Consider the following 23,232-nt stretch of genomic DNA (forward strand, 5'->3'; position numbering starts at 1 on the left):
GGTAGCCTGCATCTCATCGGATTGAGCAAGAGCTGACACCATGTCCATTCAAAAAATCGCCCGCCTTGCGGGCGTTTCTGTCGCAACGGTTTCACGCGTACTGAATAACAGTGAAACGGTAAAAGACAAAAACCGCGAGAAGGTGCTGCAAGTTATCAGGGAGAGTAACTATCAGCCCAACCTGCTGGCGCGCCAGCTGCGAACTTCGCGTAGCTCAATGATTCTGGTTATGGTGTCGGACATTTCTAACCCGTTTTGCGCCGAAGTGGTGAAAGGGATTGAGGAGGAGGCCGAACGGAACGGCTTCCGTATCCTGCTGTGTAACTCGGGGTCGGACATTGAGCGTTCGCGCTCAAGCCTGCAACTGCTCGCGGGCAAGATTGTGGATGGCATCATTACTATGGACGCCTTCAGCAAGCTGCCAGAGCTGACGCAGCTGATTGGCGCAACGCCCTGGGTGCAGTGTGCGGAATATGCCGATGCCGGAGAGATCTCCTGCGTCGGTATCGACGACCACGAGGCCTCTCAACAGCTGGTTCGTTTGCTGGTCGAAAAGGGCCATCAGCGTATTGCGCTGATCAATCATGACCTGAGCTACAAATATGCTCAGCTGCGCGAGCAGGGGTATCTGCATGAGCTCAGGCGTCATCACCTGACGTGGCAGGCGATCGGCTATGCCAATGAACTGAGCTTCAGCGCCGGTAAAAACGCCATGAATGCGCTGCTTGCAGATGGAGAGATCCCCGATGCCGTCTTTGCCGTGTCGGATGTGCTGGCGGCTGGGGCGATGTCAGCCATTCAGGACGCCGGGCTAAAGGTGCCGCAAAATATTGCCGTAGCGGGTTTTGATGGCACTGAACTGGCGGAGATGGTGTCACCTCCGCTAACCACGCTTGCGCAGCCCTCGCGCGCCATCGGCCGCAAGGCCTGCGAACTGGTTCTGCAAAAAATTGCTAACCCTGACTCGCCAGCCGAACGCATCAATATGGACTGGCACCTGATTGAGCGTGCCAGTACCTGACGTGCCGCTAGCGCGCCAGCTTCGTCAGATCGGCGCGCAGATTGTTATGGGAGGTGGTAATAATTTGCCACGGATCTTTCGGCGCATCATGTTCAATAATAAACCACTTCACGCCGCTCGCTTTAGCGGCAGGAAGGATGCTGTTCCAGTCCAGCAACCCTTCACCAAGCGGCGCAAAATTCATTTCGTCATCGCGAACGCCAATCCCCGCATTGTCCTTAGCATGGATAGCGTAAATCCTGCCGGAATATTGCTTGAGGAACCGAACCGGGTCCTGACCACCGCGTGACACCCAGGCCGCATCCATCTCCAGCTTCAGGTTGTCTTTACTGGAGTGATCCATGATGATTTCCAGCGCGGTCACGCCGTCGTACTTCTTCATTTCAAAATTGTGATTATGATAGCCGAGCTGCATACCGTCCTTGCGCAGCCTGGCGCCCAGCGCGTTCAGACGCTGAGCGTACTTAATCCATCCCTGCTGATTATCCGGGCGGTCTTCCGGCTTAATCCACGGAACAATAAGGGTGTTATTGCCAACGGCCTTATTGAAGTCGACCGTCTGCTGATACTGATTTTCTAACGCCGAAAGCTGGACGTGAGCGGAGGTGATGTGCAGGTCGTTGCTGGTCAACAATGCTTTCATCTTCCCGGCGCTGAGATCGTGTGTCCCGACGATCTCAATATTTTTGAACCCGGCCTTATGCGCCATTTCGAACTGGTCTTTCGCCGATCCTACGTTGCGTAAGGTGTACATTTGCAGGGCGATTTCATTTTCTACTTCTGTCGCCGCAGAGGAAAATGAGGTCAGGGCCATCACGGCCAGCAGGCAGGATGGGATCAGTCGTTTGCTAAACACAGGCAGTCTCCTTGAGTAAAAGTAATCGATTACAAAAATAGCACCATAAAGTAATCGATTACATTAAGACGTGTTTTTTTTGCTCCTGATTGTGACTCGCATCAACTGTGGCGGTGAATCACCTATACTGATTTACCAAAGCTACGGCATCACCGACACGGTTGCCACGCGGCAAGGGGAATAAACCTATGAACATATCGGATCTTTTGTCTTACTGCATGGACAAGCCCGGCGCGGAGCAGAGCGTGCACAGCGACTGGAAAGCCACGCAGATCAAAGTGGATGACGTGATGTTTGCGCTGGTGCATGAAGTAAACGGTCGCCCGGCCGTGGCGCTCAAGGCCACGTCCGCGCTGGCGGATTTACTGCGTGAAGAGCATAAAGATGTGCAACCCAGCGAACATCTGAACAAGTCGTACTGGAGTACCGTACTGCTGGACGGCACCCTGAAAGATTCACAGATCTATTACCTGGTGGATGCCTCGCTACAGCAGGTGCTGGCTACCCGCAGCCCCCATTAGCCAGTCGGTAATCAGCTGACCATACAGTTTTTCCGCTTCAGCAAGGCGGCTCAGCAGGCAATATTCATCGGTCTGATGCGCCATGCCGGGTTCGCCGGGGCCTAAGATAACGCAGGGCGGATTGCCCACCGCCGGCAGCAGCAGCGAGGCGTCGGTGAAGTAGGGCACGATTTTCGCCACGATCGGCTGGTCGTGCAGCGGCTGGCAGCGCCGATATACGGCGGTAATCCACGCGTTCTGCTCTTCGCTGAGCACCGCAGGCAGATCGACCAGCGTCGACACGCTAACTTTTTCGCCCAGCGCGGTGGTGAGATTTTGCCGGATAGTAGCGTGCTGTAAATCAGGAGAGGTGCGGATATCGACATCAAACTGCGTGCGGTCCGGCACGGAATTGATGTTCAGCCCGCCCTCAATACGGCCAACGTTTATCGTCGGTTTCTTCATTAGCGGATGCGGCGCGCCCGGCTCGAAATGCTGAATTTTACCCAGCGCTTCCGCCGCCAGATAAATGGCGTTGATGCCCAGCTCTGGCATCGCGCCGTGTGCCGTTTTTCCTCTCGTTTCACAGCGCAGCCACAAAGCGCCTTTGTGGCCAATAACCGGATAGTTCGCCGTGGGTTCGCCGACGATCAGCGCAGCAATTGCCGGAAGTTTCCCTTCGGCAATTAACGCTTTCGCCCCGTCGCAGCCCGTTTCCTCTCCGCCGGTAATCAGTAGCACTACGCCGGTTCCTTTTCGGATTGCATCCTGATGCGTCACGCAGGCGACGGCAAAAGCGGCCACTGCCGCTTTCATATCGCTGGAACCTCGTCCGTACAGGCGATCTCCCACGATCGTCGAACCAAAAGGATCGTGTTCCCAGCGCTGATTTCCCAGCGGCACGGTGTCCAGATGGCCGGTAAAAGCCAGCGGATCGCCTTCGGTCGCCCCGGCGATCCGCGCGATCAGGTTAACGCGCTTCTCGCCGAAAGGGCTGAGTGTCACCTCAAAACCGTGTTTACGCAGCCACCCGGCAAAAAACGCCATGCAGGCCGCCTCATCGCCGGGCGGATTAATGGTGTCAAACTCCAGCAGGCGCTGGGTCAGCTCAAGGGTTTGCTCTGTCATTCGCTCAGTTCCTCCGATGTCGGCTTCGGGACGGCGAGCGTTAGCTGCCGCTGCCGCTAAAGCCGTGCGATCGGCTTGCGATCCGGCATTATGCCCGGCTGGTCAGCCAGTTCAGGCAGTTGATCCACAGCTGGCGATAGCCAGGCCAGGCGGCAAACTCGTTCGGCAGCCAGTGGGCCGACATATCGCTGGTCCACACCAGCGAGCGCCCTTTCTGGTACTCGCGGACGGCGACCAGCGGGTGCTGCGTACCGGCAACGGTCGCCAGCAATGTCCCTTCGGGCTGCATCTCCACTTCGTTGTAGCCCAGCAGCCACGGCCAGTCGCTGCCGATGTCGTTGAAAACCGCATGGGACTCGACGATTTCAGGATAAATCCCCTCCGGCGATTCAACGCGGTCATCCCAGGCCAGGCAGCGTACCGGCAGCACTTTTTCCACCGCCGTATGGCGATAGCGCGCGCCGCCGTTGATGCCCTGGAAGCTGTAATAGCCGCCGATCATCATCAGGCTGCCGCCAGCGGCCACGTAATCATGAATAAGCGCCAGGCGGTTCGGCGTTCTCTGGCTCTTCAGCCAGGTATCGGGATGGAGCAGCAGCGTATTAGCGCCGATATCCGAAAGCACGATCGCGTCCCATTGCTGCAATGCCTCCAGCGTTAGCGGGAAATTCACCGGCGCTTCATGAGCTGGCAGGTGGGTGATGGCATAATCGCTGTCGGCCAGCGCCGCGAGGAAGTCCGTCGCGCCATTGTGCCAGGTGGCGGTGGCGAACTGATCGAAACCCTTAACGTGTGTCGAGGTGCTGGTCCAGGATTCACCGACCAGCAGAATTTTCTTCGGCATAACTCTCTCCCTTTACCCGCCAAACACGCGCTGCGGGTTAGCAATCATTAATGTTTCAAGCTGCTCGCCGCTAACGCCGTGGCGACGCAGACGGGGAACAAAATGTTTAAGAATGTAGCCGTAACCGTGGCCGCCGTAGCGGGTGAGCATGGTTTTCAGGAACACGTCCTGGGACAGCAGGATCTGCTGAATAAACCCGTCATCGATCAGCTCGCGGATCGCCCTGGCATTCTCTTCATCGGAAGGCGACTGGGCGGACTCATCCGCGTAGTAGTAGCTCATGCCGATCATGTCGTATTCCAGAAACGCGCCGCGCTGGGCCAGCTCGCGCTGGTAGCGCTTGTCGGCAAAGCTGGGGTTCATATGGCACAGCACCGTATGGCGCAGATCGGCGCCCTCCTGCTCAAGGATATCGAGCACTTTGTGGCCCAACCTTTCCCAACCGGGCAGATGAACCTCAATCGGCACGCCGGTTGCCGCGCTGGCCCGGCCAGCCGCCCGCAGGGATTTCTCCTCGTCGGCGGTAAAGCGGCTGGATATGCCAATCTCACCGATCAGACCGGCAATGACCTCCGGCTTCTCTTCTGCGCCCCCCACGTCATACACCAGCTTTTCGGTCAGTTGCTCAACGGTGATGGTTTTTACCCAGTCCGGATGCGAGGGTTCGAGATAAAGGCCGGTGCCCATCACAATATTCAGCCCGGTCAGGCGCGAGATGCGCTGGAGGGCTTTGGGATCGCGCCCGATGCCGATATTGGTCGGATCGATAACCGTTTCGCCGCCCAGCGCGCGGAATTTGATCAGTTCCTCAATGGCGACATCGACGTCAAACAGCTGGCAGTTATCACGGCTCATCAGCGGGTTAAGCGACAGCTCGCCAAGGTTTTCGATGCGTACCGGCATTTCGGCGATGTGTCGGTCGCTACAGCAGCAGGGCGCAACCCACTTGCCGGAGGCATCCAGCAAAATATGTTCGTGCATCAGCGTGACGCCCATCTCAGCCAGCGGCATCGGCCCAAGAACGGTCATCAGGTGGCCGCTGCTGACGCCAACCGGTAAAGGCTCGGCGTGGCGAAAAATAGATCCTTTCATCATCTATCCTTTCGACGGCGTTCTTGCCGGGTTGAGAATGCGGGTGTTCAGCCAGATCGCCAGCAGAATGATGGTGCCGGTGGCAATCTGCGTATAGAACGGCGAAATGTGGGAGAGGATCAGGCCGTTCTGAATAATGGCGATCGACATTGCGCCCAGCAGCGTACCGATGATGGTGCCAAAGCCTCCGAACAGACTGGTGCTGCCGAGCACGACGGCGGCAATCACCTGAAGCTCAAAGCCTTCGCCCTGATTCGAGGAGCCGCTGCCCAGCCGGGCGGTGATGATCATCCCCGCCAGCGCGGCGGCCATCCCGCTGATGATATAAACGCGCATCGTCACCGTTTTGGTATTGATACCGCTGCGGCGCGCGCCTTCGGCATTGGCGCCGATGGCGGTCACATAGCGGCCAAAACGCATATGATTCAGGACGATATGACCAACAATCAGTACCACAATCCCGATCAGCGCGGGCATCGGAACGCCCAGCATCCATGCGCGCCCCATAAAGCTAAACGGACTGTCGGCAGGGACGGGAATGGAATAGCCTTGAGTGATCAGCAGCGCCACGCCGCGCACCACGGCCAGCGTCGCCAGGGTGACGATAAAGGCCGGAATACCTTCAAAAGCGATGAAGAAACCGTTGATGGCGCCGACCAGACCGCCCAGCAGCAGGCCGCCAATCAGCACTACCGGCCACGGCAGCCCCCAGTAGTTAAGCGCGATGGCCGAAAGCGCGCCGACCAGCGCCAGCGTCGAGCCTACCGACAGATCGATGCCTCCGGTCGTGATCACCAGCGTCATAGCGGTGGCGACAATCAGCAGCGGAGCGCTCTGACGAATGATATTCAGCCAGTTGGTACTGCTGAGAAAATTATTGGTGATAAACGAGAACACCACGCAGCAGAAGATAAAAAACAGCGCAATGCTGACCACGCCGGAGTGGTTGTGCAGCAGACGGCGCGGTAGCGAATGCTGGATAACGCGTGAACCGCTTAAATTGATCATACTCATCCCGTTTACCTCAGTGCGCGGCGGCGGAGCGTGCGGTGAATTTCTCACCGACAATCAGGTTGACGATATCGCCAAGGCTGGTTTCGGCCACCAGACGGTCCGCCACGTTGGTGCCTTCGTACATCACCATAATGCGGTCGCAGACCAGGAACAGATCCTGTAGGCGATGGGTGATCAGGATGACGCTGACGCCGCGAGCGCTAACGCGCCGTATCAGCTCCAGCACGGCTTCCACCTCCGCCACGGCCAGCGCGGCGGTGGGTTCATCCATAATCAGCACCTTCGGCGCAAAGGCGGCGGCACGGGCAATGGCAATGGCCTGCCGCTGGCCGCCCGACAGGTTACGCACCAGCAGGCGGGTATCTGGAATCGAAATTCCCAGGCCCTTTAACATCTCTCGGGCATCGGCATGCATTTTTGCCTGGTCGAGAAAGGGGATGCCGAGGAGGTGTTTCATTGGTTCACGGCCCATAAACAGGTTTCCCGCCACGTCCACGGTGTCGCACAGCGAAAGATCCTGATAAACCATCTCGATATGGCAGCGGCGGGCATCCGCCGGATTGGTAAAATGCTGCTCTTCGCCATCAATACGGATTGCGCCGCTGCTGGGTACTACGGCACCGGAAAGGACTTTGGTCAGCGTGGATTTGCCCGCGCCGTTATCGCCAACCAGACCCAGTACTTCGCCAGGCGCCAGCTTGAGACTGACCCCGCGCAGCGAGCGGATCGAGCCGTAAGTCTTGGTGATATTGACCATTTCTACCCGTGCTGTGCCGGGCTGTGGCTGTTGCATCGTAGACTCCCATCGCCAGACATCGGCTGTGAGGACGGTGATGGCAGAAAAATGTTCCCCCGTTTGCGGTTCACATCTTGTAAACCGGTTTACCTGAACAGGGGAACCGTCTCCAGTGCACATCGGGACAAAACGCTAACTTATTTGTTCGCCGCTACCGATAAAGCAGCTTCCATGCCAGGCAGGCAATGAGAGGGGAGCAGAGATTTCTAACTGACTGTTATTGCAGATGATCATTTTAAATGTATCGGTAAACCGGTTTACTTATCGGGCCGCCAGACTTAGCGGTTGACTCTTTTTTGCGCCATTATTGTGCGATTACTGCGCCATTTTGGGGGGCTTAGCGAGACTGAATGGAATCTCTGCCGATCCAGGTCACCGGCAGGCGGATTTCAGCAGGGACATTTTCCTCGCCGCTCAGCAGGCGCAGCATCAGGCTGACGGCGGTTCTGCCCAGTTCCCGCGCGGGCTGGCGGATAGTCGAGATGCGGGGCTGGGTGAAATTGGCGTAGCTGGCATCATCAAACCCTACCAGCGAGAGATCCTGCGGGGCGTGCAGCCCCAGCTCGCGCAGGCCATCCAGCAGCCCGAGGACCAGAAAATCGCTGGCGGCAAACACCGCCGTTGGCCGCCGATCGTGGCTGAACAGCTGGCGCAGGGCCTGCTGACCAAACTCGCGCTGATAGTCTCCATACATCACCCATTCCGCAGGACAGTGCAATCCGGCCTGCGCCAGCGCGGTGCAAAATCCCTGATAGCGCTCACGCACGCTCATCAGTTCGTCCGGGCCGCCGATAAAGGCGATGTGCCGATGTCCGGCCGCAATCAGTTGCTGAGTCGCCATCATGCCGCCCTGAACGTTATCGGCAAAAACCTTCGGCGCCTGGCTGCCGGGAATATCTTCATCCAGCAGTACGATGCGCTGGTGGCGCTGAATCTCTTTACGTAACAGGCCGTTATCGGGCCGGTTGGTGGTGAAAAGCAGGCCGTCCACCTGACAGGTATCCAGCCAGCGAATAAACTGGCTCTCTTTCTCCGGATTATTGCGGGTGATACACAGCACCAGGCTATAGCCATGTTCGAAGGCGGCTTCTTCTGCGGCATCGGCCAGCTCGGCAAAAAAGGGGTTGGTGATATCCGGCAGCACCAGCCCCAGCGTTTCGCTGCCGCCCTTGCTCAACCGACGAGCCAGGCTGTTGCCGCGATAATCCAGTTGGGCAATGGCGGTTTCGATACGCGTGATGGTCTCCTGCGGCAGCACGATGCTGTTATTCATGTAGCGGGAAACCGTCGCTTTGGACAGACCAGCCAGGGTTGCCACATCGGAGAGCAGAACGCGTTTTTTTATCATCATGCGGGCCACATCAGAGAAAGAGAGGTATCTGTAACATAGTTAAGCGCCGCTGTTATACCACTTTTTTATACCGTTTAGTCGGCTGAAAAATAGCGCTTGACAAAAAAACGCCAACGGAGAATTGTAATAGGCAGTTTACCTGCATTATCCGGGAACAGATTCCCAACCGCTAAAGAGCATTTTATCAACGCGCCGAAACGGACCGGCTGCAAAAATGTTTTTTCCCGGCATCGATTGACCCCTCTGCTTATTTTCGCAGAGCGTTATCACCACGCGACTATTTGCCCCGCCAACAATAACTCCGCCAGGCGTATTTTACGCTATGGCTACGCTGGTTATCACTCAATCCCACTGAGGACTCTGATGATGTTATTTAACACCGGGAAATTGCGTATTGTCGCGCTGGCAACGGCATTACTGGCTTCAGGCAGCTATATAGCGTCGGCCGTTGCTGCGGCCCCCACTTATGCTTTAGTGCAGATTAACCAGCAGGCGCTGTTTTTTAACCTGATGAATAAAGGGGCGCAGGACGCCGCGAAGGCCAGCGGTAAAGATCTGGTGGTCTTTAACGCTACGGATAATCCGGTAGCGCAGAATGACGCCATTGAAAACTATATTCAGCAGGGCGTGAAAGGCATTCTGGTTGATGCGATTGACGTCAACGGCATCATGCCGGCCATTGCCGAAGCGGCTAAGGCGAAGATCCCGGTTATCGCTATTGATGCGGTGCTGCCTGACGGGCCGCAGGCGGCGCAGGTTGGCGTGGACAACATTGAAGGCGGTAAAATTCTTGGTAAATACTTCCTTGATTACGTTAAGAAAAATAGTGACGGCAAGGCCCGCGTTGGCATTGTCGGCGCGCTGAACTCGGCTATCCAGAACGATCGTCAGAAAGGGTTTGAAGAGACGATAAAAACCAATAAGCAGATCACCGTCGCCGACGTAGTGGATGGCCGTAATATTCAGGATAACGCCATGACGGCGGCGGAAAACCTGATCACCGGCAACCCTGACTTAACGGCTATTTACGCCACCGGCGAGCCAGCGTTGCTGGGGGCTATCGCGGCGGTGGAAAATCAGGGGCGGCAGAAAGATATTAAAGTCTTTGGCTGGGATCTGACGGCAAAAGCGATTAGCGGAATCGACGGCGGCTTCGTGGCGGCAGTACTGCAACAGGACCCCGAAAAAATGGGTGAAGAAGCGTTAAAAGCGCTTAATGACATTACCGCAGGAAAAACCGTAGCGAAGAGAATTCTGGTGCCTGCTACCGTGGTCACTAAGGAGAACGTTGACCCTTATCGTCCGCTGTTTAAATAACCGCGACGGCCCGCCCAAATGGGTGGGCCGCTCTGTTTAGCCGTGCAGTAACGCGCTGAGCTCCGCTGCTTTTGGAAAGGCGCTGAAGGTGCCCGGTCGGCTGACGGTAATAGCAGCGGCCTTGCTGGCGTGAGTAAGTGCTAACTCGTCTATCTGAGTTTCGCGTAGCAGGGCGGAGGCGAGCATCACGGCGAGAAAGGTATCTCCCGCGCCAGTGGTGTCGACCACGGCGGCGGATGTTGCTGGGCAAAAGCGTTGAGTATCAAGGGTATTCAGCCAGGCACCCTGAGCACCGTGAGTAACCACTAACATTTTTACGCCAGCGGGCCTGAGCAGCGCCGCTTCATGCTGGTTCAGAATGGCAATATCCACCAGAGGCCAGAGCTGAGCAAAGCCAGATTTCACCGGCGAGGGGTTAAAAACAGTGGTCATTCCGCGAGATTTGGCCAGTTCGAACAGGCTGCGGGTCTTTTCCAGCGAGAAATTCCCCTGCTGCAATAAGACATCGCCGGGCGCCGCGTCGGTCAGGGCCTGAGTAATATCAGGCAGTCCCAGAGAATCAGCGGCAACGGTGGTGGTGATAATGGCATTATCACCGTCCGCGCTATTGAAAATAATTGAGGTATCACTGTGACAGGGGAATAAAAAATCCGGCAACAGCCGCAGCGGTTCAGCACGCATTTTCTCTCTGATCCAGCGGCCATTACTGTCATTTCCGACCGCGGCGATGAGCACCGTCTCTACGCCGCAGCGGGAAAGTAAAATTGCCTGATTGGCTCCTTTGCCACCGATATCTTGTGACGTTTTATTGCCATGAATGGATGAGCCTTTCGTGGGAATATCGGGTATCGCCCAGGTTTCATCGACGGCGATATTACCGGTGACATAAACACGCATAGTGTTTCCTTGAACAGGATGAATAAGATGGTTTCTATATCAGCAGAAAAAACAGACGCAATACAAGCTATTTTTTCACGTAAGAAGGCAGTTATTGGCGTTATTCATTGTGACCCGTTTCCCGGCTCGCCAAAATACCGTGGTAGATCGGTGGGGGATATAATTGAACGGGCGATTCGTGATGCGGATAATTATATTTCTGGCGGCGTTCATGGTTTGATAATTGAAAATCATGGCGATATTCCCTTTTCTAAACCTGAAGATATCGGCCCTGAAACAGCGGCGCTGATGGCGGTGATTACTGATAAAGTCCGCACCCGGTTTAACGTGCCGCTGGGGATTAACGTGCTGGCGAATGCCGCTATTCCTGCTCTGGCTACCGCGCTGGCAGGCGGCGCGGATTTTGTGCGGGTTAACCAGTGGGCCAATGCCTACATCGCCAATGAAGGTTTTATCGAAGGGGCGGCGGCTAAGGCGCTGCGCTACCGCAACCAGCTGCGCGCCGATCACATCCGGGTTTTTGCCGACAGCCATGTAAAGCACGGCAGCCATGCGATTGTCGCCGACCGGTCGATTCAGGAACTGACGCGCGACGTGGATTTTTTTGAAGCCGACGCGGTGATCGCCACCGGGCAGCGCACCGGTGATAGCGCAACGCTGGGTGAGATTGATGAAATTCGTGGCGCAACCGAGCTGCCGCTGCTGGTGGGATCGGGCGTGACGCCGGACAACGTTGGGCAGATCCTGTCGCGGACTCAGGGGGTGATTGTCGCCAGCGCGCTGAAAGTTGATGGCGTCTGGTGGAATGAGGTTGAACTCGCCCGCGTGCAGCATTTTATGGCGGCGGCCCGTTCCGCGCTGGAGGCTGAATAGATGGAAGCTTTCAGCGATCGTCTGCTGCGCGAGCATCAGGGTGCCTGGCAGGCGATGCAGCAGCACCGTTTCGTCTGCGAGATTGAGCAGGACGTCTTGCCGCAGGAGGTATTCAACCGCTACCTGGTGTTCGAAGGTAATTTTGTTGCCACCGCCATTGCTATATTTGCGCTTGGCGTTAGCAAAGCGCCCGATATCCGCCAGCAGCGCTGGCTGATTGGCGTGCTCAATGCGCTGGTAGATACGCAAATCGCCTGGTTTGAAACGGTGCTGGCTAAACGTGGGATAGATTCTGTCGACTATCCGGACGATCTGCCGGGCGTCAGGCGCTTTCGTGACGGGATGTTAAACGTGGCGCAGAGCGGCAGCTATGAGGAGATCGTCACGCTGATGTTTGGCGCAGAATGGATGTATTACCACTGGTGCAAACGCGTCAGCCTTAATACTCAGAGTGATGAGGATCTGCGCCGCTGGGTGGAGCTTCATGCCGAAGAGGAGTTTTATCAGCAGGCCAGCTGGCTAAAGACCGAGTTGGATCGCTGTGCGTCAGCCTTGAGCTCAGAGCAGAAGCTTACTCTCTCAGCGCTTTATGGCAAGGTGCTGAAGTGGGAAATTGATTTCCATAGCGCGGCCTATCCTGAATAACCGTGCAGAAAAAAGGGCGGAAAAGAGTTTCCGCCCTGAGGGTCGTGACTGCGCTACCTGAGAAGCATCAGGTAACCCTGAAGGTCTTAACCAGCCGCGCGCAGCGTGTCGATGTCGATGACAAAGCGGTATTTCACGTCGCTTTTCAGCATACGTTCATAGGCTTCGTTGATCTCATCCATTTTGATCATCTCAATATCGGAGGTGAGATTATGCTTGCCGCAGAAATCCAGCATTTCCTGGGTTTCTTTGATGCCGCCGATCAGGGAACCGGCAATGCTACGGCGCTTAAAGATCAGGTTAAACACCTGCGGTGACGGATGGGAATGTTCAGGAACGCCAACCAGCGTCATGGTGCCATCGCGACGCAGCAGGGTGATGAACTGATCGAGATCGTGCTGAGCCGCAACGGTGTTCAGAATGAAGTCGAAGGTGTTGGTATGCTGCGCCATCTGCTCAGCATCTTTGGAAATCACCACTTCATCGGCACCCAGACGCTTGCCATCTTCAATCTTGGAAGGCGAGGTGGTGAACAGCACGACGTGCGCGCCCATTGCGTGCGCGATTTTCACGCCCATATGACCCAGACCGCCCAGACCGACGATGCCAACTTTCTTGCCAGGACCAACTTTCCAGTGGTGCAGCGGAGAGAAGGTGGTGATACCGGCACACAGCAGCGGTGCGGCGCCTGCCGGGTCCAGATTTTCCGGGATACGCAGCACGAAGTCTTCGTTAACGATGACCTGGGTTGAGTAGCCGCCGTAGGTGATCTCGCCAGTAACGCGATCCTGGCCGTTATAAGTGCCGGTAAAACCGTTCTCACAGTACTGCTCAAGATCTTCTTTACAGCTGTCACACTCGCGGCAGGAGTCAACCAGACAGCCAACGCCAACGATATCGCCAACTTTATATTTATGGGTATGACCGCCAACGGCGGTTACGCGGCCAACAATTTCATGGCCAGGGACGACAGGAAAAACGGTATTTTTCCACTCGTTGCGGGCCTGGTGAAGGTCAGAGTGGCAAACGCCGCAGTACATCACTTCAATCTGGACATCGTGTTCACGCAGTTCGCGCGGCTGGTACTCAAACGGGGCCAGCTTTGATTTTGCGTCCTGTGCGGCATAGGCATGGGTAATATTCATGGTATCTCCAGTCATTGAAAATGTCTTGAACGTAATGCTTTGGGGATGTTCTGCCGGAGCAAGCCGACAGAATCTGAGTAGCATCAGAGAACACTAAGGATAGTTAGCTAAACGCAAAGCGGGTATGCCGGAACCTGTTTAAATCTTGCCTGATCCTGCATAAATTTCTCTGAAGCGACAAAAAGAACGGGAAAAACAAGGTGATTTGTTGAAGCGAAAGGACTTTATCAGGTTACCTGAAGCGCACGATACCGCGCTCTTCAGACGCGTAATAAAAAGGGCGGATGTCTCCGCCCATTAATCTTAGTCGAGATTCAGCAACGGTTTCAGGAAACGTGCAGTATGCGACTCTTTGCACATCGCCACCGTTTCTGGCGTACCTGATACGAGGATTTGACCGCCGCCGCTGCCCCCTTCCGGCCCCAGATCAACAATCCAGTCGGCGGTTTTGATCACATCAAGGTTGTGCTCAATCACCACGATGGTGTTGCCCTGGTCGCGCAGTTGATGCAGCACTTGCAGCAGTTGCTGAATATCCGCGAAATGCAGGCCGGTCGTCGGTTCATCCAGAATATACAGCGTCTGGCCCGTGCCGCGTTTGGACAGCTCGCGCGCCAGCTTCACGCGCTGGGCCTCGCCGCCGGAAAGCGTGGTCGCCGCCTGGCCCAAACGAATGTACGAAAGGCCGACTTCCATCAGCGTTTGCAGCTTACGCGCCAGCGCCGGAACGGCATCGAAGAACTCACGCGCTTCTTCAATAGTCATTTCCAGCACTTCATGGATGCTTTTACCTTTGTACTTCACTTCCAGCGTTTCGCGGTTATAGCGCTTGCCCTTGCACTGATCGCAGGGCACGTAGATATCGGGCAGGAAGTGCATCTCAACCTTGATCACGCCGTCGCCCTGGCAGGCCTCGCAGCGGCCGCCACGCACGTTAAAGCTGAAGCGGCCCGGGGTATAGCCCCGCGCGCGCGATTCGGGAACGCCAGCAAACAGCTCGCGCACCGGGGTGAAGATGCCGGTGTAGGTCGCCGGGTTAGATCGCGGCGTGCGGCCAATTGGGCTCTGGTCGATATCGATCACTTTATCGAAGTGTTCCATACCGGTGATTTCGCGATAGGGCGCGGCTTCGGCAATGGTCGCGCCGTTAAGCTGGCGCTGGGCAATCGGGAACAGCGTATCGTTTATCAGCGTTGATTTACCCGAGCCGGACACGCCGGTAATGCAGCTGAACAACCCAACCGGCAGCGTCAGCGTGACATCCTTCAGGTTGTTACCCTTCGCGCCCGACAGCTTCAGCACTTTGCCCGGATCGGCCTTTACGCGCTCTTTCGGAATAGCAATGCCGCGTTTGCCGCTGAGAAACTGGCCGGTAAGGGACTCTTCCACCGCCATGATATCGTCAACGGTGCCTTCGGCCACTACCTGACCGCCGTGCACGCCGGCACCGGGACCAATATCGATCACATGGTCGGCGGCCCGGATCGCATCCTCATCGTGTTCGACCACGATTACCGTGTTGCCAAGGTTACGCAGGTGGATCAGCGTTTCCAGCAGGCGTTCGTTATCGCGCTGATGCAGGCCAATCGACGGTTCGTCCAGCACGTACATTACGCCGACCAGTCCGGCGCCGATCTGGCTTGCCAGACGAATGCGCTGCGCTTCCCCGCCGGACAGGGTGTCTGCGGATCGGGACATCGAAAGGTAGTTCAGGCCGACGTTGACCAGGAACCTCAGGCGGTCGCCAATCTCTTTCAGCACTTTCTCGGCGATCTGCGCCCGCTGGCCGCTCAGCTTCATGTTATGGAAAAATTCCAGCGCATGGCCGATGCTCATATCCGCAATGGTCGGCAGCGTGGTGTTTTCCACAAACACATGGCGCGCTTCGCGCTTCAGGCGCGTGCCGTGGCAGCTGGTGCACGAACGGTTGCTGATAAATTTCGCCAGATCTTCGCGCACGGCGGAAGATTCGGTTTCCTTATAGCGGCGCTCCATATTGTGCAGCACGCCTTCGAACGGATGGCGGCGAACGGACGTATCGCCGCGATCGTTAATGTACTTAAATTCAATGTTTTCTTTGCCGGAGCCGTACAGGATCACCTGACGCGTGTGTTCATTCAGCGAGTCAAACGGCGCTTCAATATCAAATTTCAGGTGCTCTGACAGTGAGCGCAGCATCTGGAAATAGTAGAAGTTGCGGCGATCCCAGCCGCGAATAGCGCCGCCCGCCAGCGACAGCTCGGGGTTTTGCACCACGCGGTCGGGGTCGAAATACTGCTGCACGCCGAGGCCGTCGCAGGTTGGACAGGCACCTGCCGGATTGTTAAACGAGAACAGGCGCGGTTCCAGCTCGCTCATGCTGTAGCCGCAGATTGGGCAGGCAAAGTTAGCGGAGAACAGCAGCTCTTCCGCCGCTTCATCATCCATATCCGCCACGACGGCCGTTCCGCCGGAGAGCTCCAGCGCCGTTTCAAACGATTCGGCCAGCCTCTGCTGGAGATCTTCCCGGACTTTGAAACGATCGACCACCACTTCAATGGTGTGCTTCTTTTGTAGCTCCAGCTTCGGCGGATCCGACAGATCGCACACTTCGCCATCGATACGGGCGCGGATATAGCCCTGCGAGGCCAGGTTCTCCAGCGTTTTGGTGTGTTCGCCCTTACGCTCTTTGACGATCGGCGCCAGCAGCATCAGCCTGCGGCCCTCTGGCTGCGCCAGCACGTTATCCACCATCTGGCTGACGGTCTGCGCGGCCAGCGGCACGTCGTGATCCGGGCAGCGAGGCTCACCCACGCGGGCAAACAGCAGGCGCAGGTAGTCGTGAATCTCGGTGATGGTGCCCACGGTGGAGCGCGGGTTGTGTGAAGTTGATTTCTGCTCGATCGAGATAGCGGGCGACAACCCTTCTATATGATCGACGTCCGGCTTCTCCATCAGGGAGAGAAACTGGCGCGCATAGGCGGAGAGAGACTCCACATAGCGGCGCTGCCCTTCGGCGTAGAGTGTGTCAAACGCCAGCGAAGACTTACCGGAACCTGACAGGCCGGTGACAACGATCAGTTTGTCGCGAGGGATGATCAGGCTGATATTTTTCAAATTATGGGTGCGGGCACCCCGTACTTCGATCTTATCCATTCACATTTCCCGGATTAACACAGACCTCACCATACCTGCCCGGCATGGTCAGAATGAAGCCTGTTATTATGGCACAAAATAACCTGAATGGATATACAGTGTTTTGCCGCAATAGCACGGCAGGCTAAGGAGCCGGTCCGGTTGCCGAGCGTAAAAATTCTCGATCCTTCTCAGGCCGCGAGCCGCAACGCTGTAAGCCAGATAAACCCTTTGCGAGGCCGATCTGAAAGTAGGATCTAAGGGTGTGTCATGCTAGAATTTCCAGCTTAGACTTAAAGCAGAACAATTATCGGAGACACGAACATGGCCAGCAGAGGCGTAAACAAAGTGATCCTGGTGGGCAACCTGGGTCAAGACCCGGAAGTTCGCTACATGCCAAATGGCGGCGCCGTTGCCAACATCACCCTGGCCACGTCCGAAAGCTGGCGTGACAAGCAGACCGGCGAAACCAAAGAAAAAACCGAATGGCACCGCGTAGTGCTGTTTGGCAAACTGGCGGAAGTCGCGGCCGAATACTTGCGTAAAGGCTCTCAGGTGTATATTGAAGGCGCGCTGCAAACCCGTAAATGGACCGATCAGGCTGGCGTTGAGAAATACACGACCGAAGTAGTGGTCAACATTGGCGGCACCATGCAGATGCTGGGTGGCCGTCAGGGCGGCGCGCAGGCAGGCGGCGGGCAGGGCAACAACAACGGTTGGGGCCAGCCGCAGCAGCCGCAGGGCGGCGGCAGCCAGTTCAGCGGCGGACAGCAGTCTCGTCCGCAGGCACAGCCTCAGCAGAACAGCGCACCGGCGAACAACGAGCCGCCAATGGACTTCGACGACGATATTCCGTTCTAAAGTCGACCTAAGATAAAATCGTCAATTATTCCATTATAAACCTCCGATTTATCGGAGGTTTTTTTCAGATGTTGAGTAGGACTTCTGAATTATCCTGGCTCGATTACATAACAATTTTATTAATTATGTCTGGCGTCGGTAATGGGCAAGGTTAACCATTCAATTTTTCTGGTGGAGAGAGCCCCCCATGTTTGTCGACGATAATGAGATACCGGACTAATAGATAACCCTCGCTGTTACTGCATGCCGTTAGACTTCTCATATTGCATCAGACAATAAACCGATATTACTAACTGACGGTTGTATCTAATACTGGCGGCAGGTCAAGCAATATTGATCAAAAGCAAAAATCCTGCGTTTATATATTTCATTTTGACAACGACTCCTGTATAGCGTCCACTTCATTTGTTAAAACCCGGCTATCCAGAAAAAGGACGATCCGGATCTGGGTGCGTGTGCCGTGTGTATGTTTCGGGTTCGGTCCTTCGGTCACAGTGAAGGATTTATGCATCGTGCATAGAAACGTAAGAGAATAATGATTAATGTAAGTACAGCCTGGTGAAAATGGCTTATGCATTTTTCAACCGAATGAGGCAGGAAACTCAATGGATCTAAACCAGCTTAGAACATTTGTTACCGTCGCAGAAACGGCGAGCCTGACCCGAGCGGCCCGCCTTCTTTTTCTTAGCCAGCCAGCGGTGAGCGCCCATATCAAGTCGCTTGAGACGGAATTCAATGTCAGGCTTTTCAGGCGTACGCCGCGCGGCATGGAGCTTACCTCATCCGGTCTGATCATGCGGGACGAAGCTAGTCTCGCGCTTGACGCCGCCAGCAAATTTGTGAGTCGGGCCCGTTCGCTTCACGCGTCCGGGACCTGCGCGCTCGGAACCATCTCCGTCCCCGTGATCCTCAACCTGCCGCTGGTGCTCTCCCAGCTGCGTCAGCGGCACCAAAACGTCAGTCTGACGATCAGGCAGAATATTTCCGGTCATATCATTGACAGTTTGCTCGCCGGAGAGCTGGATGCGGGCTTCATCATCGGGGAGGTGAATGAAGCCCGGCTGGGCGCGATTACGATCTCACCAATCACCCTGTGCATAGTCGGTCCCTGGGCCTGGAAGACACGGCTTGAGGCTGCCGGATGGGGGCAACTTCAGGAGTTCCCCTGGATTGTTACGCCGGAAAAGTGTTCTTTCAGCACCATCACGCGGGATTTTTTGAAGAGTCACGGAGTGAGTGTACAGCCAGCCATCGTCGCCGATCAGGAAAAAACGCTGGCTGAACTGGTCGCCCTGGAGGCCGGTATCACTCTCATGCGCGAGGATATTGCCCAGGTCCTTCAGGATAATGAAGAGCTGTATATCTGGCCTGGGGATAAAACGGTAAGCCAGCTCTGTTTTCTCTGGGATCGTGAGAAAGAAACTTCTCCCGTCGTGGCCGCGCTGATCGATACAGTGAGGGATATCTGGCAGGTTCCCGGCTGAGACTTTTTACAGCCCCCCTTCATGGAGAGGGCCGGACGGGGCTCACTTGCGGGCGATAGCGGTTTTCAGTACCGCGGCCTGTATGGCCTGCCGGGTCAGCTTACGCTGGCTGAGGTTGTTGAGCACCAGCGCCGTGGCAGTGATTGCGGCACCAGCAATCTGTACCTGTGTCGGCACCACGCCGTTCAGTGCCGAGACAATAAAGGCTGTCACGGGAACAACGTCCATAAAGAGCACGCCGTTGGTGGGTGTGACGATACGATTACCGATGTTCCAACACAGTACCGCCATCAGTCCGGCAACCAGTGCCATATAAAGCAGGTGCGGAATCACTGATGTGATCGTGGCGATATTCGGGACTGCAATGATGCCTGTTGCCAGCAGCAGCAGATCCGTGGCGGCCACGCTTATCATACCCAGCAGCGTGGTCAGCGTGGTGTAGCGTAGCGGGCTCCAGTCCGGGAAATAGCTTCCGCCGATGGTATACAAAACCCAGCAGAGTGCGCCAGCAATCAGCAGCAGGTTGGCTGTCAGACTGACCGGAGAGTGCAGCACTGCCGCTATGTTACCGTTGGTGATGACCAGCACTACGCCGCTAAAGGACAGCAGGATAAACCCGAAGGTGCTGGCCCGCGGGCGGACCTTTTTCAGCGCCCAAATAGTGAGGAGGCCCAGCATCGGCATGGTAGCCATCATGATGGATGCGGTCAGTGCTCCGCCCGGCCCGGCAAGATGCTGACCGAGGAACACCAGGAAACCAAACCCGGCGAACCCCAGTGTCCCAAATACCCAGGCCAGTCCCCAACGTTCTCCCTGCAATCGGAAGGCTGGGAGCCCCTCGCGAAACAGCAGTAGCAGTGCGAAAGCGATGCCAGCAATACCGTAACGAAGCGTCGTAAAATTAAATGGATCGATCCGGGTAAGGGCGGATGTCATAACGGGAAACATGGCACCCCATGACACCGTCGCCAGCAGGCAGCAGAGCAGCCCTTTCAGATAAATATTCATTGAGTCGCCTTCCTTTTATAGTCAGAAAATCATTGCAGATATTGTGTATTTATATTTTCACAGGGGGAACAGAATAACTATTCATAGGTTTTTATTTCGGTATCAGGAATATTGATACCGGCTATTTATGCCGCCTCCAGAATACGGATGATTTCACCGAAGCGGACTTTTCCGCTCGGGCTGTAGGGTATTTTATCCACCCTGTGAGCGGAGAAATGAATGACGCCATTTTTTGCGACCTGCTCATTTATTTTTTCAATCAATCGGATGAATTTCTCTTTGCTGTATTGGTCGGTGCTAAATATACATCGGACGTGATTTTCTCCCTGAAGTTGTACGGTGACCAGGGCCACGTCCGTGATACAGGGCAGTGAGCGGATATTTTCCTCAATGCGGTAAACATCATGGGTGTCACGGATTTCACCGTTGCGGTTCATCAGGAACAGTCTGCCACTGTCATCAAGATAACCGTAATCGGCCATCAGGAAGTAGCGTTCATCCCCGATCGTGATGAACGGTCTGCTTCCGTCACCGTACTCATCCATGAGCATATAGCTGGAGATTGCCACCCTGCCTTTTGCTCCGGTTCCGAGCGGTCTATTGCCCTCATCAAGGATCATCACCCGGTTACCATCAAAGGGGCGGCCCACGCTCGCAGGGCAGGCCAGCAGGTCTGTCGGCTCTGACAGTACGTTTACTCCAGTTTCCGTACAGCCGTAGTATTCATAGAAAATATCCCCGAAGGCGGCGCGGGCGACTAGCTTGTTTTTCATCGGGAAATAACTGCCACCAACGAGCACCCACCGCAGGTGATGGCAGAAGGCTTTCCGGCTGGCAAGGCCCGTCATCCTGACAACCAGATTTGGCGTCATCACCGTGGCGCGGACGTTGTCCGTGGCAAGCGTGCGCTCAAGGGCCGACTCGTCGTCCTGATCCACCAGATACAAGGGGGCCCCCAGTCCCATAAACATTCGTGCCCAGCTGTTGCCAGCTGCATGGTAAAGAGGCAGGATCAGCATGAAACCATCCGCGTCGCTGAAGCCGAATCGTCGAGTAAACCAGGCGAAACGACGGGCATCAAAAGAGCGGTAGCGTAGGGCAATTTTGGGTACAGAACTGGTCCCCGACGTCAGGGAAACTGCACGGAACGGGGGGGGAGGGGTGGTGCGCGTGGACAGTAGGTTGTCTAGCTCGGGGAGGTGCAGTTCCCCGATATCGCGGATCACTGGATCTGTGGGGGAATCTATGGGCAGCATGCTGGTTCCGCTGGTATTCAGGTTGCTGAGCTCATCGGGTGTAAACAGGCTGTAGGAAATAAGCAGCAGCCCGGGCCTTATCCGGCCGATTAGTGCGCTGAGAGTTCCTACCGGCAGCGAGTAGTCCAGTCCGCTGGCCGAGATGCCCAGCGTGGCGAATGCCGCCAGCCAGCAGACGAGTTCTGCGCTGTTTTTTGACAGGTAGCAGGCTGAGCGCAAATGCTCCTCGTTGAAGGCGCGATGGAGGAATACCACGCGGGATTCTGTCTCGCGGACAATCTCATTCCAGGTGTACTTTCTGTTATCATCGGTAATGCAAATCTGATTGCCGTGTAAGGCGGCAATCTCATTCAGTCTGCTGAGCGTAATCATGATAAATATCCTGTGAGTATAAAAGGGATGTAAATTCAGGCAGCGATAATCAGAAAACCGTTTTTACGGTATTCATGAATTTTATTTCTTATTTCGTTATCAATAATTTCACCCGGAAAAACAAGTGGAACTCCGGGAGGATAGGGAATAATGAATTTATCCGAGACCTCCGTTTTCGAACCAATGTGGCCGTGTTTTTCCTGACTGATTTTATTCAGCGCATAAAGGAGTGTGGAAACTGCCTGGCCATTTATACCGATGTGAAAGTTAAAGAGAAGCACGTCATTAATGAATCTTTTCACGTAAATGTTCTCATTGCAGAGGAGCTGTTTAATCTGTGCGCCTGTCCCGAGTGGCGACACGTCAAGCATCACTTTTGTTGGGTCGCAATGAATGTGCCAGTGTGAGCTGAAAATTCCCCGGCAGACCGCCTCCCCGCCCAGACTTTTTAGCGAAGAAATACCGGTAATGAATTCACTCACTAGTCTGCGGGAGTGTGCAGCAAGGGCTTTTCCGTGTCCGGTCATCATCGCCTGCGCGGCGTCGAGCGAGGCGACGATGGGATAACTTGGTGAGGTGGTATGAATGCGGTATTTTGCTGTTTCAATTCTGTCTGCCAAGGTGCTGGTTCCGCGGCAGTGGATAATTGAAGCCTGCCGGAGGCAGAAAAGGGATTTATGAGCTGAATGGGTGCAGACAACGTCCAGATCTGGATACTTATCCAGCAATGGACTGAGATTCATTGCCGTCAGGGGCTGGGTGTCTTCACTGAAATAATTCAGGCTGCCCCAAGCTTCATCAATAAAGAACCGACGTGTGTTGATGCCGTTCGCCAGAAGTCTCTCCAGAACTCCGGGAATATCATAAATAATTCCTTCATAGGACTGAGCTGTGAGAATAACCATATCGCAGGCTTTTCCGCTCCTCTGCAGGTTCAGAAGGGTCTGTTCAAGGTGATCATATGACCATGCGCTGATTTCACCGTCCTTCGTGCGGAGGTCCGGGCAGAGATAGTGAACCTCTGCACCGATGGCCTGCGTGTGAAAATGCACCGACTGGTGGCAATTCCGGTCAACCAGAATGCGCAGCCCCTTTTCATAGAGGGCTGAAATGGCGATCTGGTTAGCCGTACTGGTTCCGCTGGTAATATAGAAGGACGCACCAGCATTATAAAGTCCGGCCGTAAGTTTCTGCGATTCTGAAATAACGCCGGATGCGAAAAAAAAATTGTCAAAAAGTTCACCAGTGGCCGAACCTTCATGGCATTCTGATATTGCGGCTCGTGGGTCACCAACAACATCGCTTTTACCATAACTTGATATCGGGAGCGCGTGAAATGAAAAAATATTTTTATCACTGAGGTCTTTCAGCTTGCTCAGAACGGGCGTAGCCCCGGTCAAATTAATAACTCTGGCGTTCATTATTATTCCTCTGCATCATGCTGTGTGTGGATGAAATATGCCTCCGTCCTTCCTTAATGAATATTTGTATTTTCTGATTAAGCTATCAGCGTTGATGATGATGCCTCTGACAGCTGAAGGTAGGCTGTGAAACGATTATTCCTTATGCTTTTCCCGGCCTGCCTTGACATGTTTCCCATTTTGTATTCAGGTAGGGTGACCAAAACGAAGGATGGATGCCTTATGCTAACGGCTCCA

At 55.2% G+C, this 23,232-nt stretch carries 20 protein-coding genes; 7 read left to right on the forward strand and 13 right to left on the reverse strand.

Features of this window, described 5'->3' with window-relative positions; all coding sequences use genetic code 11:
- Positions 1-40 precede the first annotated feature (40 nt).
- A complete protein-coding gene (locus NG99_RS14355) occupies positions 41-1,021 on the forward strand; it encodes a LacI family DNA-binding transcriptional regulator (RefSeq protein ID WP_034894160.1) in 981 nt (326 codons plus the stop codon).
- A gap of 7 nt (positions 1,022-1,028) precedes the next feature.
- Here the strand turns inward: NG99_RS14355 and NG99_RS14360 are convergent, their stop codons facing one another.
- The gene (locus NG99_RS14360) at positions 1,029-1,835 is read right to left on the reverse strand and encodes a sugar phosphate isomerase/epimerase family protein (protein ID WP_052130728.1); all 807 of its coding nucleotides are present in this window, start codon (positions 1,833-1,835) and stop codon (positions 1,029-1,031) included.
- A 230-nt stretch (positions 1,836-2,065) separates the two neighbouring features.
- Between NG99_RS14360 and NG99_RS14365 the strand changes: the two genes are divergently transcribed.
- A complete protein-coding gene (locus tag NG99_RS14365; protein ID WP_034894166.1) occupies positions 2,066-2,398 on the forward strand; it encodes an MmcQ/YjbR family DNA-binding protein in 333 nt (110 codons plus the stop codon).
- Here NG99_RS14365 and NG99_RS14370 read toward each other — a convergent pair.
- The 6 genes from NG99_RS14370 to NG99_RS14395 form a co-directional block, all read right to left on the reverse strand.
- Positions 2,363-3,505, reverse strand: coding sequence for a M20 family metallopeptidase (locus NG99_RS14370; RefSeq protein ID WP_034894169.1), 1,143 nt, complete (start codon positions 3,503-3,505; stop codon positions 2,363-2,365). The two genes, NG99_RS14365 and NG99_RS14370, sit on opposite strands and share 36 nt — an antisense overlap.
- Positions 3,506-3,593: 88 nt before the next feature.
- Entirely contained in the window at positions 3,594-4,349 is a 756-nt protein-coding gene (locus tag NG99_RS14375; protein WP_034894171.1) for a glutamine amidotransferase, read from the reverse strand.
- A gap of 12 nt (positions 4,350-4,361) precedes the next feature.
- Complete coding sequence (locus NG99_RS14380) at positions 4,362-5,441, reverse strand: phosphotriesterase family protein (protein ID WP_034894175.1); 1,080 nt, start codon at positions 5,439-5,441, stop codon at positions 4,362-4,364.
- Positions 5,442-5,444: 3 nt separating this feature from the next.
- Positions 5,445-6,446: an ABC transporter permease gene (locus NG99_RS14385; protein ID WP_198138790.1), complete on the reverse strand. Its 1,002-nt coding sequence runs from the start codon at positions 6,444-6,446 to the stop codon at positions 5,445-5,447.
- Positions 6,447-6,465: 19 nt separating this feature from the next.
- A complete protein-coding gene (locus NG99_RS14390; protein ID WP_198138789.1) occupies positions 6,466-7,212 on the reverse strand; it encodes an ATP-binding cassette domain-containing protein in 747 nt (248 codons plus the stop codon).
- Positions 7,213-7,588: 376 nt separating this feature from the next.
- Positions 7,589-8,602, reverse strand: coding sequence for a LacI family DNA-binding transcriptional regulator (locus NG99_RS14395; protein WP_408606408.1), 1,014 nt, complete (start codon positions 8,600-8,602; stop codon positions 7,589-7,591).
- 363 nt (positions 8,603-8,965) lie between these two features.
- Between NG99_RS14395 and NG99_RS14400 the strand changes: the two genes are divergently transcribed.
- Positions 8,966-9,919, forward strand: coding sequence for an ABC transporter substrate-binding protein (locus tag NG99_RS14400; protein ID WP_034894186.1), 954 nt, complete (start codon positions 8,966-8,968; stop codon positions 9,917-9,919).
- 36 nt (positions 9,920-9,955) lie between these two features.
- On the opposite strand, the gene NG99_RS14405 is transcribed toward NG99_RS14400, so the two are convergent.
- The gene (locus NG99_RS14405) at positions 9,956-10,816 is read right to left on the reverse strand and encodes a ribokinase (RefSeq protein WP_034894189.1); all 861 of its coding nucleotides are present in this window, start codon (positions 10,814-10,816) and stop codon (positions 9,956-9,958) included.
- Positions 10,817-10,843: 27 nt separating this feature from the next.
- On the opposite strand from NG99_RS14405, the gene NG99_RS14410 reads away from it, so the two are divergent.
- Positions 10,844-11,689, forward strand: a complete 846-nt coding sequence (locus NG99_RS14410) for a BtpA/SgcQ family protein (protein WP_034894192.1) — start codon at positions 10,844-10,846, stop codon at positions 11,687-11,689.
- Positions 11,690-12,334 carry a TenA family protein gene (locus NG99_RS14415; RefSeq protein ID WP_034894196.1) on the forward strand — a complete coding sequence of 215 codons (645 nt, stop codon included), beginning with the start codon at positions 11,690-11,692 and terminating at the stop codon, positions 12,332-12,334. It abuts the gene before it with no gap.
- Between the two features lie 86 nt (positions 12,335-12,420).
- Here NG99_RS14415 and NG99_RS14420 read toward each other — a convergent pair whose 3' ends face one another.
- Both NG99_RS14420 and uvrA read right to left on the reverse strand, forming a co-directional pair.
- Positions 12,421-13,479, reverse strand: a complete 1,059-nt coding sequence (locus tag NG99_RS14420; RefSeq protein ID WP_034894199.1) for an NAD(P)-dependent alcohol dehydrogenase — start codon at positions 13,477-13,479, stop codon at positions 12,421-12,423.
- 303 nt (positions 13,480-13,782) lie between these two features.
- Positions 13,783-16,614 (reverse strand): excinuclease ABC subunit UvrA, encoded by a 2,832-nt coding sequence (uvrA, locus tag NG99_RS14425; protein WP_034894202.1) that lies wholly within the window; start codon positions 16,612-16,614, stop codon positions 13,783-13,785.
- Positions 16,615-16,917: 303 nt separating this feature from the next.
- On the opposite strand from uvrA, the gene NG99_RS14430 reads away from it, so the two are divergent.
- Together NG99_RS14430 and NG99_RS14435 are read left to right on the forward strand one after the other, a co-directional pair.
- Positions 16,918-17,454 (forward strand): single-stranded DNA-binding protein, encoded by a 537-nt coding sequence (locus NG99_RS14430; RefSeq protein WP_034894206.1) that lies wholly within the window; start codon positions 16,918-16,920, stop codon positions 17,452-17,454.
- A gap of 605 nt (positions 17,455-18,059) precedes the next feature.
- A complete protein-coding gene (locus tag NG99_RS14435; RefSeq protein WP_034894209.1) occupies positions 18,060-18,938 on the forward strand; it encodes a LysR family transcriptional regulator in 879 nt (292 codons plus the stop codon).
- A 42-nt stretch (positions 18,939-18,980) separates the two neighbouring features.
- On the opposite strand, the gene NG99_RS14440 is transcribed toward NG99_RS14435, so the two are convergent.
- The 3 genes from NG99_RS14440 to NG99_RS14450 all read right to left on the reverse strand — a co-directional run bounded on the left by NG99_RS14440 (position 18,981) and on the right by NG99_RS14450 (position 22,995).
- Positions 18,981-19,946, reverse strand: coding sequence for a DMT family transporter (locus NG99_RS14440; protein WP_034894211.1), 966 nt, complete (start codon positions 19,944-19,946; stop codon positions 18,981-18,983).
- A gap of 125 nt (positions 19,947-20,071) precedes the next feature.
- Positions 20,072-21,574, reverse strand: coding sequence for a class I adenylate-forming enzyme family protein (locus NG99_RS14445; protein ID WP_034894214.1), 1,503 nt, complete (start codon positions 21,572-21,574; stop codon positions 20,072-20,074).
- Positions 21,575-21,609: 35 nt separating this feature from the next.
- Positions 21,610-22,995 carry an aminotransferase class I/II-fold pyridoxal phosphate-dependent enzyme gene (locus tag NG99_RS14450; RefSeq protein WP_034894216.1) on the reverse strand — a complete coding sequence of 462 codons (1,386 nt, stop codon included), beginning with the start codon at positions 22,993-22,995 and terminating at the stop codon, positions 21,610-21,612.
- Positions 22,996-23,232 lie beyond the last annotated feature (237 nt).

It is taken from the genome of Erwinia typographi (genome assembly GCF_000773975.1).
Classification (GTDB): domain Bacteria; phylum Pseudomonadota; class Gammaproteobacteria; order Enterobacterales; family Enterobacteriaceae; genus Erwinia; species Erwinia typographi.